The following is a 14,776-nucleotide window of genomic DNA, read 5'->3' as shown; positions in this document are numbered from 1 at the left end:
CGTTGCGACTCATGCTCGTGGAGTAGCACTCGACCGCAAGCGTGGTTCCAAAATAGTCCCGCTCGAATCCCGTTGCAATTGCGTCCTCATGACCCCATGTGCCAACAAGGGTGAGGGGAGACTCGACCACGCCTGCTAGTCCCATGGCAATACTATCGGTCACTCGGAGACCGCGCAGCGAAACCCGGTGCCGGGCCCGCCCGCTCCGCCCTGGGCCCGCCAAGCCAGGTGCAAGTAGCCACCACTCGCATCGTCGAGCTGTGAGGATATATATGTCCCTCCCTTCCACACCTTAAATGACCCGCTACCAGGACTGTCGGGACCGGTGGGATCTGTACCCAGGTTAGGCTGCCCAGGCGCGAGCCAGTCGGCCGTGATCTCGCCGACGTTCCCCACCATGTCTTGAACGCCGTACGGGCTGTCACCCTGCGGCGAGTGGCTCCCCGGACGCTCCGGCATTCCGGTACCGCATCCCCACAATTCGAACGGCTCCTCGCCCCAGACCGGCTCGCTCGCCATGCTGGCGTAAAAACAGGTGGGCGCTTCATTCCCCCACGCGTAGTCGCGCCCGTCGGTGCCGCGCCCGGCCTTTTCCCACTGCGCCTCGGTGGGTAGTTCGGCGCCCCGCGCGTTGCAGTATTCCAGCGCTTGCAGCCAGTCCACACAGGCGACCGGATAGGTGTCGATGCCCTCGTTTCCCCAGCGGCATCCAAACGTCAAGTCGTTGTTCGGGTCCTCTGCGGCCGGCGGCGAGCACTTCCCCGCCTCCACACACAGCCTATACTCGCCAAATGTCACCTCGTGTCGGTCGATATGAAACTGCGACAGATACACGACTTGCTCGGGGATCTCCCGCTCTTCGAGAAACCCCAACCCATTCGAGCCCATGATGAATGGCCCCGCCGGGATGCAGATCATCCCCTCATGCATGGACTCGCAGGGAGGCTCGTGACCGTCACCATCACCGTCGCCGAGGTCTCCGTCTCCAGGGGCGCCGTCGCCAAGGTCGCCGTCAGCGTCCCCCGGATCACCATCGCCGTCACCTTGCACATTAGTATCCTGCGACGGTTCTGGCCGGTTGGGAGCACAGGATGCCAGTGCAAGCGCGGCGAGACACGCACCCCCAGCGGCCATTGCTCCGATGCTCGTGTGTCGCATTATGTCATTGTCCCCTGGGTGTCGTCACCGCTCTGCGGGAATGACGAGTCACGCTAGTACTAGTGAAGTAGCACTCGACCACAAGGGTGGCTCCCGAAAGACCTGACTCAACTCCCGTTGTTTTTGCGCCCGAGCCCGTCGCCGGCTTGACGGCTTCCGAGCCACGGGTCTTGCGATCACCGAGCGGAGATCGTGATGCTCGAGTTGTGGCGCCGTGGTGGTCTTGCCGGACGGGTCGTTCTACGTGGCGGATGGCTACGAGAATTCCCGGGTCGTGCGCTTCTCCCCCACCGGGGAGTTCGTCGCTACCTGAGGGACCCGCGGATCCGGCCCGGGCCAGTTCGCGGTTCCCATGGCATCGCATGGGACGGCGACGCGCTGCTCTACGTCGCCGATCGGGGCAACCGCAGGATCCAGGCGTTCGGCTTGAACGGCACCTTCGAGTTCGCCTGGACGGCCGACGAGCTCGGCCGCCCGTACGGGATCGACGTCGCCCCCTCCGGCGAGCTCGACGTCATCGACGGAGGTGACCTCCCCGCGACCGGGCCCGATCGATCGCGGGTGGTGATCTTGTCTCCCGAGGGCGGAATTCGGGCCACCTTCGGAGCCTTCGGCAGCCAGGATGGCCAGTTCCGGCTCGGCCACGACGTCGCCGTCGGCGACGACGGCAGGATCTATGTGGTCGACGCTTGGGGGCGCCGCGTACAAAAGTTCGTCGGGGCGACATTCCACGAATGACCGAACTCCCGATTCGGGTAGGCCTCGCGGAGCTCTCGCGGATAGGGGCGACGATCTGCGCAAGCCACCGGAGGCTTGGCCGGGTCGAGGGTTCGCGCGTCGCCCGACCGTCGGGCCGACGGTCTGCGACCGTCTCGACGCTCGCACCGACACACGAACGAGCGTCAAACCGACGTTGCGCGGCCAAACGCGTGCGGCACAGCGGTTGCACGACGCAACCATCGTGACCATCTCCAAGCGCACCTTCCTCCCGCTCTCTCTGCTCGTTTCGATCGCCGCGATTGGCTGTGACGCCGGCCCCGATTCGCTCGATGACGCCGTGCTCGAGGCCGAGCTCGTCGATGGTGAAATGTCCAGCAGTGAAGCGATGGCCAGCAACGAGCTAGCCGCCCCGCAGACCGGCGAGCACACGACCGTCTCGCTCGACGGACTCGCCGAGAGCGACATCGTCCGCATCACGCACGGAGAGGCCGGCGCGTTCATCCACGACGACGGCGACGGCACGGTGTCCGCGAGCACGACGACCGACGATCCGGCCAACTACTGGGAGCTCGTCGACAGCGTCTACGGCACGCAGTTCAAGAACGTCGCGACCGGTCAGTACCTCAAGACCAGCACCACCGCCTGCAAGACCGGCTCGATCACCGGCTCGGGCGACGGCGCGTCGTGGAACGAGACCCTCGTCAACGGCGGCGTGACGCTGAAGAATTACAAGCGCAGCACCTGCTGCGAAGTCGACTCGGCCAGCGACACCGACATCTCGACCGGCAACTGCCACAGCCCCGACTCGCTCATGCGCGTCGAGGCGCTGCCGCGCGAGTTCTTCCTCGTCGACATCGACGTGACCGCCCACGAGGCCCAGGACTACTGCGCGTCGCTGGGCACCAACCTCGCGACGATCAGCAACGAGAACACCAATGATCTGGTCGCCGAGCTGTGCGAGCAGTCGAGCGACGTGCTGTGCTACACGGGCCTCAACGACGAGGTCAGCGAGGGCGTCAACGCCTGGGTCGACGGCTCGCCGATGATCTACGAGAACTGGGACGCGACCCCGCAGGGCGGCAACGGCATTGACTGCGGCACGATCGGCGCGACCCAGCAGAGCTGGATCGACTACGGCGCGTGGGAGTACGGCTACTGCGACGCCGTCCCGCGCCCGTTCATCTGCAACGGTCCGCGGATGGTCCGCGAGTACGTGCTCGTCGACATCGACATGACCGCCACCGATGCCCAGGCGCACTGCCAGTCGCTCGGCGACGACTATGACCTCGCGACCATCACCTCGCAGGCGGAGAACGACATCGTCGCAGCGCTGTGCGAGCAGTCGAGCGACGTGCTGTGCTACATCGGCCTCAACGATAAGGTCAGCGAGGGCGTCAACGAGTGGACCGATGGCGCGCCGATGGTGTTCGAGAACTGGGACGCGACCCCGCAGGGCGGCAACAACATCGACTGCGGCACGATTGGCGCGACCCAGCAGAGCTGGATCGACTATGGCGCGTGGGAGTACGGCTACTGCGACGCCGTCCCGCGCCCGTTCGTCTGCTCGCATCCGGTCCCGGCCTGAGGCGTGGCTCAGCGATCGAGCCACTGTCCCAAACGCCGCGCCTGGAACGACCAGCCGGCGAGCATCTGGGCCCGCGCTCGCGCATCGAGCTGCGCAGCGCCGGATGCTCGCCGAGCGCCAGTCTCAGCACGGCGTCCGCGGTGCGGCCAGCCAGTTGGGTATGTCGGCCACATCGCGCACGCCCGCTTCGTGGACGAGCTCGACGAGCTCGACGAGCTCGACGAGCTCGACCACGAGGTCCACGTGTCAGTGCGCGACGATGGAGAGCTGGTTGCGACCGGGCTGCTGCGCAACGTCGGCGCCGGCGATCGCGAGGCGCTCGCGCTCGACCCCGCCACGAAGACGCTGCGCTTCACCTCGAGCGAGGACATGCTGGCGTTTGCGGTCAAATTTGTCGATGCTCGGCCGCACATGCGCAAGCGACATCTCGACTGCTTTGGTTTGGCCTCGCTCCTGTGCCTCACAGGCACCGGGGCCTGCGGCGACGACTCGAGCATGGCCGACGCGGCCACGGAAACATCGAGCGAGACCGACACTTCAGATGACGGCGATGGTGACCCCGGCGATGGTGACCCCGGTGACGGCGATGGTGACCCCGGTGACGGCGATGGTGACCCCGGTGACGGCGATGGTGACCCCGGTGACGGTGACGGTGACGGCGACGGCGACGGCGACGGCGATGGCGACGGCGACGGCGACGGCACCGGCGATGGCGATGGCGATCCCGATCCCGTGTGCGGCGACGGCAACGTCGATGTCGGCGAAGTCTGCGACGACGGCAACGCGAACGGCTACGACGGCTGCGAGAACGACTGCACGCTCTCAGTCGGGGCGCGCAAGGTCGTGGAGGGGAACCAGCACGTCTGCGCGCTCTTGTGGGACGGCCAGGTCAAGTGCTGGGGCTACAATTTCACTGGCCAGCTCGGCCAAGGCCACACCATGAACATCGGGGACGATGAGCTGCCGTCCAGCATCGACTACGTCAGCCTCGGTGGGACGGCGGTCGACATCGCGGCCGGCCTCCACTACACCTGCGCGATCTTGTCGGACGCCTCAGTCAAGTGTTGGGGCAACAATGCACACGGACAGCTTGGCGGCGGCGACACCGTGAACATCGGAGACGACGAGCTCCCATCCAGTGTCGGCACCGTCGACCTCGGTGACGACGCCGTCGCGCTCACTGCGGGCTATCGTCACACCTGCGCGCTGACGGATCAGCAGACCGTACGCTGCTGGGGCAACAGCGAGTTTGGCTCGCTCGGCTACGGCAACACCACGCAGATCGGGGACGACGAGGCGCCGAGCACTGCAGGCACCGTCAGTCTCGGCGGAGCGGTGTCCAGCATCAGCGCCGGCGCGTTCTCGACCTGTGCGCTGCTCGACTCCGGTGAGGTTCGGTGTTGGGGCTTCAACGACGGTCGGCTTGGCCTCGGCCACACCGACACAATCGGTGACGACGAGCTGCCGAGCAGCATCGCCCCGGTGAGCCTCGGGGATGTGCCGGTCGTCCAGCTCGAGGCCAGCGTGGCCCACGTCTGTGTCCGCTACGACGACGGGACCATGCGCTGTTGGGGCCGCAACGAGTACGGGCAGCTCGGCTACGGCAACACCACCATCATCGGCGACGACGAGCTGCCGATCTCCGTCGGCACCGTCGACGTGGGCGGCAGCATCGATGAATTGGCGCTGGGTCGCTTCAACACCTGCGTACGGATCGGCGCCGACGTGAAGTGCTGGGGCGCGGGTGTGCTTGGCGGCAACGGCTCGGGGTTGGTCGACGACCTCGGCGACGACGAGGTCCCAGCCAGCTACGGGACCATCGATCTCGGATTCAGCGTGACCGAGCTTTCCTCAGGCAGCCTCGGCGCATATCAGTGTGCGCGCAGTGACGCGACGCTTCGCTGCTGGGGTGCAAACGAGCACGGCCAGCTCGGCTATGGCGACACGCTACAGATCGGCGACGACGAGGCTCCGAGCGCAGTCAGCCCGGTGTCTTACCTCTGATCGACACCTCGCCATGGCCCGCGATCGGACTGGTGGGCCGCGCGCTGCTCGATGAGCTGCGGCAGCTGTGGCCTCAGGCGGCCGGAGCGGCTCAGCGCGAGCGGCGAGCGTGGAAGCTCCACCAAGCACGAATCAAGGCGCCCCGGCACAGCTTCACCCCCATCACGCAGGCACGTCTGCATCGCTCGGCACACACCTGCGCCAAGCTCGTCCGCGATCAGTTGCTCGTCGAGTGTCACCACCCGGCCGGGCCCGCCCCGCTTGAGCGCCGCCTTCGCGCGCGCATGGTCGACGAGGATCTGGCGCATGGTTCGAGCCGCCACCGCGAAGAAGTGGGCGCGATCGTGCCAGTCGACGTCAGCGCCGACGAGCCGCAGATACGCTTCAGAGACCAAGTCTGTGGGGCTGAAGGTGTGGCCGGCACGCTCGCCACCCATGCGCGCCCGAGCGAGGCGATGCAGCTCGGTGTGCACGACTTCAATGAGCTTGTCGAAGGCCGCAGCGTCCCCGGCTCGCCACGCTCGCAGGTATCCAGTCACTGGCTGCTGAGCGTCGGCCACACCATCAGTCTCCACGATCACCGCGGGGCGGACAACGAGACGCCCGGAGACCTCGGGTTCTCAGCCGGGGCTCATCGTGAACGGGTAGCTCACGCGTGTCTGAGCTTCGGCGACCGGGAACGACCAGGTCGAGACCGCTCGACGCATGCACCGGTCGAAGCGCGGCGGCATCGTCGACTCCGGGACCTTTGCCTTGGTGACGGATCCATCGGATCGGACCACGAACGCGAGCACCGAGCTGCCCTCGATCGTCGCATCGTCGACCAGCTCGGCGTTGTAGCACGACCGAACCTGGTCGATGTTGGCGCGCACGACCTCGCGGACGGCCGACTTGTCGAGCCCGCCCTCGACCGTCGCATTCTGGACCTCGGTGTTCGCCGCGTCGGCCTCGGACGGCATGAATATGGCGGCGAGCAGCCCCGCGAGCAGAGTCGCGGCCGGCTTGCGGCGCGCACGGACGCGCTGGGCGTCGAGAGAGTGAAAGGTCGGAGCAGATTTGGTGAGGAGGGGCATATCGATTTCTCCAGCGTTCGAGCTGTCACTTCATCAAGCGCAGGCGGCCGTGGAAAACCACAACACGAGGAAGAAGAAACGAGCGGCCGGTACGCGGGCCCATGGTAGGCTCGGCCGCCCGCGCACCATCTAGCGCGCCCTGACCATGCGCACGCACTCTCCGACGTATCCAGCCTCGTTCATTCCATTGTGTCTCGTGCTCGGACTCGCGGCGGGCTGCTCGGACAGCGCAGGACCCACCGACACGCTCGCTGCTACGGACACCGAGACGGGCGACGGCGACGGCGACGGCGATGGCGATGGCGATGGCGATCTGGGCGACGGCGACGGCGACGGCGATGGCGATGGCGACCCGGGCGACGGCGATGGCGACCCGGGCGACGGCGACCCGGGCGACGGCGACGGCGACGGTGACGGTGACGGCGACCTAGCTTGTGATTACGAGGTCGGCCCCAACGGCGTCCTGATGTTCGAGGCCGAGTCGCTCGCGCTCAACGAAGACTGGCAGATCTCCGCCGACGTCCCCGGCCACTACGGCTCCGGCTACATTCTCTGGTCTGGCCCCAGCTTCAACAACCAGCCCGGCAACGGCTTGCTCGAGGTCGTGCTCGGCGTCGATCAGGCCGGTCGCTATCGCGTGCAGTGGCACACGCAGATCGGCATGGGCCAAAACGCGACCGAGCACAACGACGTCTGGCTGCGCTTCACCGACGCGGCCGACTACTACGGCAAGGCCGGCGACGACCCGGAGACCCGGCGCTACCCCAAGCCGATCTGCGAGGACGCGAACTTCATCGCCGAGATCGAGGCCATGCCGCAGGTCAGCGGGGCGGCGTGCGCGGCCGGGTCGAGCAGCGACGGGTGGATGAAGGTGTACTCGTCGGGCGCGACGAACTGGAAGTGGTCCACGCAGACCAGCGACAGCGACGCGCACCAGATCTATGTGGAGTTCGCGGCACCGGGCGCGTACACGATGCAGCTCTCGGCCCGCGCCGACTTCATGCTGCTCGATCGCGTGGTCGTGCACCGCGAGGACGTCGACAACGCCACGGCGCAGGCCGCCGGCCAGAGCGAGACGCCCTGCGACTGAGCCCATCTGTCATACGAAACCGTGGCAAGCTGCGGGGCGTGGATCATCACGCCCTCGGCGACCTCGACATCTCCGGAATCGGGCTCGGCTGCATGCCGCTCTCGCAGCCCGGCCTCCTGCCGGACCGCCCACGGGCCCTCGCCACGGTCCACGCGGCTCTCGACGCGGGCGTAACCCTGCTCGACACCGCCGACATCTACGCGCCCGATGGTGAGCGCTTCGGACACAACGAGGAGCTTGTCGGCGAGGCGATTCGTACGTGGGGGTCCGCGGCCGAGCGAGCGCGCGTCGTCGTGGCCACGAAGGGCGGCATCACCCGCCGCCCGGGCCCTGACGGGGACATGTGGGGGCGAGACGCGTCGCCCCACGGGCTCGCCCGCGCTGCCCGTGCGTCGGCCAGGCGACTCGGCGTCGACGTCATCGATCTCTATTTCCTGCACCGCCTCGATCCGAGCGTGTGCTTCGATGAGCAGGTCGGCGGCCTCGCGCAGGTGAAGGCCGACGGCATCGCCCGGCACATCGGGCTCTCGAACGTCAATCTCGCCCAGCTCGACCGCGCCTTGCAGCTCGTGGGTGGGCCCGGCGAGGGCGGCGTGGTTGCAGTGCAAAACGAGTACTCTCCGCGCTACCGACAGGACGCCAACGTCCTCGAGCGCTGCGTCGAGCGAGGTGTCGTGTTTCTGCCCTGGTCTCCGCTTGGCGGCGCGAGCCAAGCGAGCGAGCTCGGCTCGCGCTACGCCGCGTTTGCGCAGGTGGCCGACGCGCGCGGTGTGTCTGCGCAAGAGGTGACGCTCGCGTGGCTGCGCGGCCTCGGGCCTGGGGTCATCCCGATCCCGGGCTCGACGAGGCCCGAGACGGCCCGCTCATCGGCGGCCGCTGCCGGCCTGGCGCTCACGGACGAGCAGATGCGACGGCTGAGCGCGACCTCGCCTGAAAACACCTCGGTGTTCCCCGACGACACGCCGCCGCCACCCATGTGAACCACGAACCTCTACCTCTCCGGACGCCACGAGCCAGGGCATCTCGATCATGGGTGCGACAGCTTGTCTCGCTGAGACATCTGGTCGCACCCATGGTCACCACAGGTCGAGTATATCCCCGCGATGCTCATCACTCCGCTCCGTACCCGCACCGGCGTCCTGTTGCCCTGCTTCGCCTTGCTCGCCGTCGCAGCATGCTCCAGTGAACCAGGCCAGGATGACGAGGTCGGCGACACGATGGCCGACAGTGAGACCTCGATGTCGACCGAGGGCGACACCTCTGACGACACCTCCACGGGCACGGAGGTCATTCAAGTCACGCTGAACTTCGGCGCGTCGGTCGGGGATCAACCAGCGGCCTGCGGCCAGAGCTACACGGGCCTGGGGAGTCAGGGCAGCACCGTCGAGATCCAGGATCTGCGCTACTACGTGTCGGAGATCGAGCTGCTGGATGCGCAGGGCAACGCGACCCCGCTGACGCTCGATCAGGACGGGTTGTGGCAGTACGCCGATGTCGCGCTGCTCGACTTCGAGGACGGCACGGCCGCATGCCAAGAGGCCGGAACCGCCGAGCTCAACAACTCGGTGGTCGGCAGCGTCCCGGACGGGGACTACACGGGGGTGCGCTTCATCCTTGGCGTGCCCTTCGATCTCAACCACCAGGATCTCGCCGCCGCTCCGTCGCCGCTCAGCGTGCCCTCGATGTTCTGGGTCTGGCAGGGCGGGCATAAATTCGTGCGGCTCGACCTGCGCAACGACAACCCCGACGACAACGCGTGGTTCTGGCATCTGGGCAGCACAGGCTGCACCTCGGACGGGCCCGAGGCGCCGCCCGAGGCTCCGTGCGTGCGGCCCAATCGACTCGCGGTCGAGCTCCCGGAGTTCGACTGGTCGGCGCAGACCATCGTGATGGACGTCGGGATGTTGCTCGAGGGCGTCGATGTCAGTCAAAATACGCCCATGACCGCCCCCGGTTGCATGAGCGCCCCCGACGATCCCGAGTGCATGGAGCTGTTCCCCAAGATCGGGCTCGGGCTCACGACGGGCGAGTGCGCGACCGACTGCTCGGACCAGCAGGTCTTTCGTGTCGAGTAGCAGGAACTTGCTGGCGATCTCGCTGGTCGGGCTCGGCCTGTGTGCGTGCGGCGGCGAGGGTGGGCCTGGGCAAGACGAGACCGACACCTCGGGCGACGAGGGCGATCCGCTGCTCGAGCTGCCCGAGGACTTCCCTGCCCCTGCGATCCCCGAGAGCAATCAGCTGACGGCGGCCAAGATCGAGCTTGGCCGGCATCTCTTTTATGCCGAGGAGCTCTCGGCTAATCAGACGATGTCGTGTGGCTCGTGTCACCTGCAGGAGCTCGGATTCAGCGACGGCGAGGTCACCCCGATCGGGTCCACGGGCGAGGCCTTGACGCGTAACTCGATGGGTCTGACCAACGCGGCCTATGCGTCGAAGCTGACCTGGGCCAACCCAAACCTCGACCAACTCGAGCAACAGATCGCCATCCCGATGTTCGGCGAATTCCCGGTCGAGCTCGGGATCACCGGACACGAGGATGAGGTCCTGGCCCGGTTCGCCGAAGATCCCACCTATGTGGCCATGTTCGAGGCTGCGTTTCCGGACGCGAGCGAGCTGGTCAGCTTCGATCACATCATCGACGCGCTCGCCTGCTTCGTCCGCGTGTTGATCTCCGGCGACTCGCCCTACGATCGCTACCGGCGTGGAGATCAGGCCGCGATCAGCGAGTCGGCCGCGCGCGGGGCCGCGCTGTTCTTCTCCGAGACCCTCGAGTGTCACCACTGCCACGGTGGCTTCAATTTCTCGCTGGCCACGCGCCACGCGAACACCACCTTCACACAGAACGCGTTCCAGAACACCGGCCTGTACGACATCGACGGCGCCGGCAGCTACCCGCCCGACAATCGCGGCATCTACGAATTCACGTTCGCCGACACTGACATGGGCCGGTTTCGCCCACCGAGCCTGCGCAACATTGCGGTGACGGGCCCCTACATGCACGACGGGAGCGTGGCGACGCTTGGTGAGGTGCTGGATATCTACGCGGCCGGCGGTCGCGTGGTCGCCGAGGGTGAGCCCTGGGCCGGGGACGGCCGGGCGAACCCCTACAAGAGCGGGTTGGTGGCCGGCTTCGAGCTCAGCGACCAGGACCGCGAGGATGTGCTCGCGTTCTTGACCAGCCTGACGGACGACTCGTTTCTGACGGATCCCCGCTTCGCCGATCCCTCGCCCTGAGGGTCGAGGCTAGAGCGCAAACCGCCGGGCCCGGCCCAGACACAGCAGGACCAACAGGACCGGCAGCGGGTTTCTCATCCCCGCAGCCTGACCCAGAATGAGCCGGCGCGGTAAACTCGGGAGGCGAATTAAGAGACTGACGCGCGACGTGTTAACCTGTGAGGGTGAGCTACACCCTCGCTGAGCACGGCGTTCACTTGCGCCGCCCAGAGCCGCGCGACCTCGCGGCGATCCTGCGGTTCAAGAACGACCCGGAGGTCGCGGCCCTGCTCGGTGGCTTTAGCACCGGGTACGCGCAGGCCGATGGTGACGACTGGCTCGCGCGTCGCCGCAATCGCAGCGATGAGCTCGTCTATGCGATCGCCACGGTCGAGGACGACGCGTGCCTCGGGCACGTGGGGCTGTATCAGATCGACCACCGAATCCGCAGCGCCGAGTTTGCGATCATGCTGGGTGAGAAGTCGGTCTGGGGCAAGGGGATCGGCGGCGCGGCGACCCGGTGGATGGTGGACGTTGGCTTCGCGCAGCTCAACCTCAATCGGGTGTCGCTGTCGGTGCTAGCGTCCAACGAGCGGGCCCAACGTCTGTACGCGCAGGTCGGGTTCGTGGAAGAAGGCCGGCTGCGCGAGGGGCAATACAAGGGCGGCCACTACCACGATGTGGTGTGTATGTCGGTGCTGCGCCGCGAGTGGGGCCGCACCTCACAATAGCGGTCACCATCGCGATCACCATCGCGATCACACATGGGCGAGGCTGAGCGGCGGGAGCACACCAGACGCGGCGGGTGTCGGCTCGGGCACCGGGCTCGCCGTGGACTCACCGTCGTCGAAGTCGGGCAGCATCGCGCGGAGGGCCGCGCGGATGGCAGCCGCTTCACCGCGCTCGGCCACGGCGATCAGCTCAGCGACGTCGCGGTCGAGCCGCTCGGCGCGGAGCCACGTCGCCTCTCGCTCACACAGGATCGAGGCGTGCGAAGTGGGTTCGAGCCCGGCGACACCACACAGCTCCTCGCGCAGCTTCTCGCCGGGTCGGAGACCAGTAAACTCGATCGGGATGTCCTCGCCGGGCACCAACCCACACAGCCGGATCAGGTCATTCGCAAGGTCCAAGATCCGCACGGGCTCGCCCATGTCGAGGATGAAGATCTCACCGCCGCTACCCATGCTCGCGGCCTGCAAGACCAGCTGCGAGGCCTCGGGGATGGTCATGAAGTACCGCTCCATGTCCGGGTGAGTGACGGTGACCGGCGCCATGTTGGCGATCTGCGCCTTGAAGATTGGCACCACGCTACCGTTGGAGCCGAGCACGTTGCCAAACCTGACGATGGTGTACTTGGTATGGTGCTGCAGGCGAGCGAGGCGCTGAATCAACAGCTCGGCGCAGCGCTTGCTGGCGCCCATGATCGAGCGAGGGCGCACGGCCTTGTCGGTCGAGATCATGACGAATGAGGCGACCTCGTGGTCGCCCGCGAGCTCGGCGATGACTCGGGTGCCAACGACGTTATTGAGGATCGCGGCGCCGGGGTTGTACTCGAGCATGGGCACGTGCTTGTGCGCGGCGGCGTGAATGACCACGGCGGGGCGCCACGTATGGAACACGCGATCCAGGTGCTCGCGCTCGGTGATGTCGACGAGCGCGGGGACCAGCTCGATGTTGGGGCACTTGGCCCGGAGCTCGCGGTGGATCTCGAACAGGGCGTTCTCCGAGCGCTCGACCAGGATCATGCGGCGCGGTCCGTAGCGACAGACCTGGCGGCACAGCTCGGACCCAATGCTGCCGCCCGCGCCGCTGACCAATACGGTGCGATCGGCCAGGTCGCCCGCGATCGCGGCGTCGTTTAGCTCGACGGGATCGCGGCGCAGCAGATCCTCGAGGGCGACCTTGCGGATCCGCTCGACGGCGACGCTGCCGTCGACGAATTCGGCGACGTTGGGGATCATCTTGACGGGCAGGTTGAGCTGCTCGACGTCCCGGGTGACCCGCCGGACAAAGGCGCCGTTGGCCGAGGCCACGCAGATCAGGATCTCGTCGATCTGATAGTGGCGGCAGACGCTGGCGAGCTCGTCGACGCGGCCGCAGACCGGGACGCCGTGGATGCGCGTGCCCTGCTTGGCGTGGTCGTCGTCCACGAACGCGATCGCCTCGAGATCGGTGCGACGATCGAGGGCCCGGGCGACCGCGACCCCTGCCTCACCCGCGCCAACGAGGATCAGGCGGATCGGCGCGGCGTCGCTGAGGGGGGCGCGGCCGCGCTCGTGCTCGCTGGTGCCGCGGCGGATCGCCCGGAGCGCGGCCAAGCCGACAAACGCGAGCACGACGTCGGCCGCTGCGGCGCCGATCGGAACCAGCACGTGGGTCGCCGAGGGTATGTATTGAGAGACAGCGGGCGCGGTGAGCCGCGCGACCAGCAGCAGCACGCCAGACAGACCGATCGCCGCGCCCATGCGACCGAGCTCGGCGAAGCCAAAGTGCTGCCACGAGCAGCGCGGGACGTTGAAGGCCACCAGCGCGAGGTACTGACATAGCAGCACCCACGGCATCACCAGCAGCATGCGCCGGACCCAGGGAACCGGAATGTTCCAGTCGAAGCGCAGCGCGAACGCCAGCCACAGCGCGAGCGCGAGGACCCCGAGATCCAGCAGGATCCGGGCGATGCGGCGCAGCGCCAGCTTGACGCCAGCGGCGCGCAAGCGCTGGATCACGCGCACGCCTCCGTGGGCATGAATACCTGCGGCCGGGCGGCGCGGTGGCATGCACGAATGATCTGAATGACGCGATCACGATCTTCGCCGCGCAGGGTCGAGCCGCTGGGCAGACACAGGCCGCGCGCGAACAATTGCTCGGTAAACTGGCCACCAATGCAGCGACTGCGAGCGAACAGCGGCTGCATGTGAAGCGGCTTCCACAGCGGGCGCGACTCGATGCCCTCGCGGTCGAGCGCGAGCCGGACTTGCTCAGGGCCAGCACCAAATTGCTCGCTGTCGAGCAATACAGCGGTGAGCCAGCGCGTGGATCGATACCCGGGCGGCTCGGGCATGAACGAGATCCCGGGCAGCGACGCGAGCTCGGCCGCGTAGTGGTTGAAGTTGGCCCGGCGGTGATCCACGAGCTCGTCGAGGCGACCGACCTGGGCCACGCCGATCCCAGCGAGCACGTTGCTGAGCCGGTAGTTGTAGCCGCCCAGCTCGTGCTGATAGTGGGCGGTGTCTTCGCGCGCTTGCGAGGCCAACCACCGGGCGCGCGCGATGACCTGGGGGTCGTCACCCACGAGCATGCCGCCGCCGCCGCAGGTCGCGATCTTGTTGCCGTTGAACGACACCAGCGCGAGCTCGCCAAAGCTGCCTGCGGGGCGGCCGTGGTAGCTCGCGCCCAGGCTCTCGGCCGCGTCTTCGATCAGGGCGACGCCGTGGCGCTGGCAGGCGGCGACGATCGGATCGTAGTCGGCGCACTGACCATAGATGTCGACCACGATCACCGCCTTGGGCAGCCGGCCGATCGCAGCCCCGCAGTCGAGCGCGTGGGCGAACAGCTCGGGATCGAGGTTCCACGTGCGGGCCTCGCTATCCATGAACACTGGCTCGGCGCCGAGCCAGGTGATCGGGGTCGCCGAGGCCACGAAGGTGAGCGTGGACAGCCAGACCTCGTCGCCCGGGCCCACGCCGAGCAGCCGCAGCGCCAGATGCAGGGCCGCGGTTCCGCTGTTGGTGGCGGCCGCGTCGCTGCGACCCACACGCTTGGCTAGCGCCCGCTCGAAGGCTTCGACCTGGGGTCCAAGGGGCGCGATCCAACCAGAGTCAAAGGCCGAGAGCAGCGCCTCGCGTTCTGCGGGGCCCACGTCGGGGGGTGACAGGTAGATGCGCTCGGGCGTTGCACGTCGAGCACTGACCACGCTTCGTACATGAGCGCGTTGAT

At 67.4% G+C, this 14,776-nt stretch carries 14 protein-coding genes; 9 read left to right on the top strand and 5 right to left on the bottom strand.

What is annotated here, in order from left to right:
- Positions 1-159: 159 nt before the first annotated feature.
- Complete coding sequence (locus ENSA7_RS10615; protein WP_146157557.1) at positions 160-1,050, bottom strand: formylglycine-generating enzyme family protein; 891 nt, start codon at positions 1,048-1,050, stop codon at positions 160-162.
- Between the two features lie 322 nt (positions 1,051-1,372).
- Here ENSA7_RS10615 and ENSA7_RS10610 point away from each other — a divergent pair, with 322 nt between their 5' ends.
- From ENSA7_RS10610 to ENSA7_RS10600, 4 genes are all read left to right on the top strand, one after another.
- Positions 1,373-1,471 carry a hypothetical protein gene (locus ENSA7_RS10610; RefSeq protein WP_106089114.1) on the top strand — a complete coding sequence of 33 codons (99 nt, stop codon included), beginning with the start codon at positions 1,373-1,375 and terminating at the stop codon, positions 1,469-1,471.
- A 113-nt stretch (positions 1,472-1,584) separates the two neighbouring features.
- Positions 1,585-1,896 (top strand): NHL repeat-containing protein, encoded by a 312-nt coding sequence (locus tag ENSA7_RS43485; protein ID WP_181233608.1) that lies wholly within the window; start codon positions 1,585-1,587, stop codon positions 1,894-1,896.
- 223 nt (positions 1,897-2,119) lie between these two features.
- Complete coding sequence (locus ENSA7_RS10605; RefSeq protein WP_181233606.1) at positions 2,120-3,463, top strand: C-type lectin domain-containing protein; 1,344 nt, start codon at positions 2,120-2,122, stop codon at positions 3,461-3,463.
- A gap of 189 nt (positions 3,464-3,652) precedes the next feature.
- On the top strand, positions 3,653-5,467 hold the full coding sequence (locus ENSA7_RS10600) for an RCC1 domain-containing protein (RefSeq protein ID WP_106089112.1): 1,815 nt from the start codon (positions 3,653-3,655) through the stop codon (positions 5,465-5,467).
- Here ENSA7_RS10600 and ENSA7_RS10595 read toward each other — a convergent pair.
- Together ENSA7_RS10595 and ENSA7_RS10590 are read right to left on the bottom strand one after the other, a co-directional pair.
- Positions 5,458-6,027 (bottom strand): ECF-type sigma factor, encoded by a 570-nt coding sequence (locus ENSA7_RS10595; RefSeq protein ID WP_106089208.1) that lies wholly within the window; start codon positions 6,025-6,027, stop codon positions 5,458-5,460. The genes ENSA7_RS10600 and ENSA7_RS10595 overlap by 10 nt on opposite strands.
- Positions 6,028-6,087: 60 nt before the next feature.
- Positions 6,088-6,540, bottom strand: a complete 453-nt coding sequence (locus tag ENSA7_RS10590; protein WP_106089111.1) for an AgmX/PglI C-terminal domain-containing protein — start codon at positions 6,538-6,540, stop codon at positions 6,088-6,090.
- Between the two features lie 145 nt (positions 6,541-6,685).
- Between ENSA7_RS10590 and ENSA7_RS43480 the strand changes: the two genes are divergently transcribed.
- From ENSA7_RS43480 to ENSA7_RS10565, 5 genes are all read left to right on the top strand, one after another.
- Positions 6,686-7,630 (top strand): hypothetical protein, encoded by a 945-nt coding sequence (locus tag ENSA7_RS43480; RefSeq protein ID WP_181233604.1) that lies wholly within the window; start codon positions 6,686-6,688, stop codon positions 7,628-7,630.
- A gap of 38 nt (positions 7,631-7,668) precedes the next feature.
- Complete coding sequence (locus ENSA7_RS10580) at positions 7,669-8,610, top strand: aldo/keto reductase (protein WP_219907943.1); 942 nt, start codon at positions 7,669-7,671, stop codon at positions 8,608-8,610.
- A 123-nt stretch (positions 8,611-8,733) separates the two neighbouring features.
- Positions 8,734-9,705 carry an MbnP family copper-binding protein gene (locus ENSA7_RS10575; protein WP_106089110.1) on the top strand — a complete coding sequence of 324 codons (972 nt, stop codon included), beginning with the start codon at positions 8,734-8,736 and terminating at the stop codon, positions 9,703-9,705.
- Entirely contained in the window at positions 9,695-10,864 is a 1,170-nt protein-coding gene (locus ENSA7_RS10570) for a methanobactin export MATE transporter MbnM (protein WP_106089109.1), read from the top strand. Before ENSA7_RS10575 ends, ENSA7_RS10570 begins: the two co-directional genes overlap by 11 nt.
- 164 nt (positions 10,865-11,028) lie before the next feature.
- A complete protein-coding gene (locus tag ENSA7_RS10565) occupies positions 11,029-11,574 on the top strand; it encodes a GNAT family N-acetyltransferase (protein ID WP_181233602.1) in 546 nt (181 codons plus the stop codon).
- A 27-nt stretch (positions 11,575-11,601) separates the two neighbouring features.
- Here ENSA7_RS10565 and ENSA7_RS10560 read toward each other — a convergent pair whose 3' ends face one another.
- Positions 11,602-13,617, bottom strand: coding sequence for a polysaccharide biosynthesis protein (locus tag ENSA7_RS10560; RefSeq protein WP_106089107.1), 2,016 nt, complete (start codon positions 13,615-13,617; stop codon positions 11,602-11,604).
- Positions 13,563-14,699: a DegT/DnrJ/EryC1/StrS family aminotransferase gene (locus tag ENSA7_RS10555; protein WP_280523993.1), complete on the bottom strand. Its 1,137-nt coding sequence runs from the start codon at positions 14,697-14,699 to the stop codon at positions 13,563-13,565. Before ENSA7_RS10555 ends, ENSA7_RS10560 begins: the two co-directional genes overlap by 55 nt.
- Positions 14,700-14,776 lie beyond the last annotated feature (77 nt).

Source organism: Enhygromyxa salina (genome assembly GCF_002994635.1).
Lineage (GTDB): Bacteria > Myxococcota_A > Polyangia > Nannocystales > Nannocystaceae > Plesiocystis > Plesiocystis salina_B.
The sequence above is the reverse complement of the archived record's forward strand: the minus strand, read 5'-3'. Positions and strand labels throughout refer to the sequence as shown.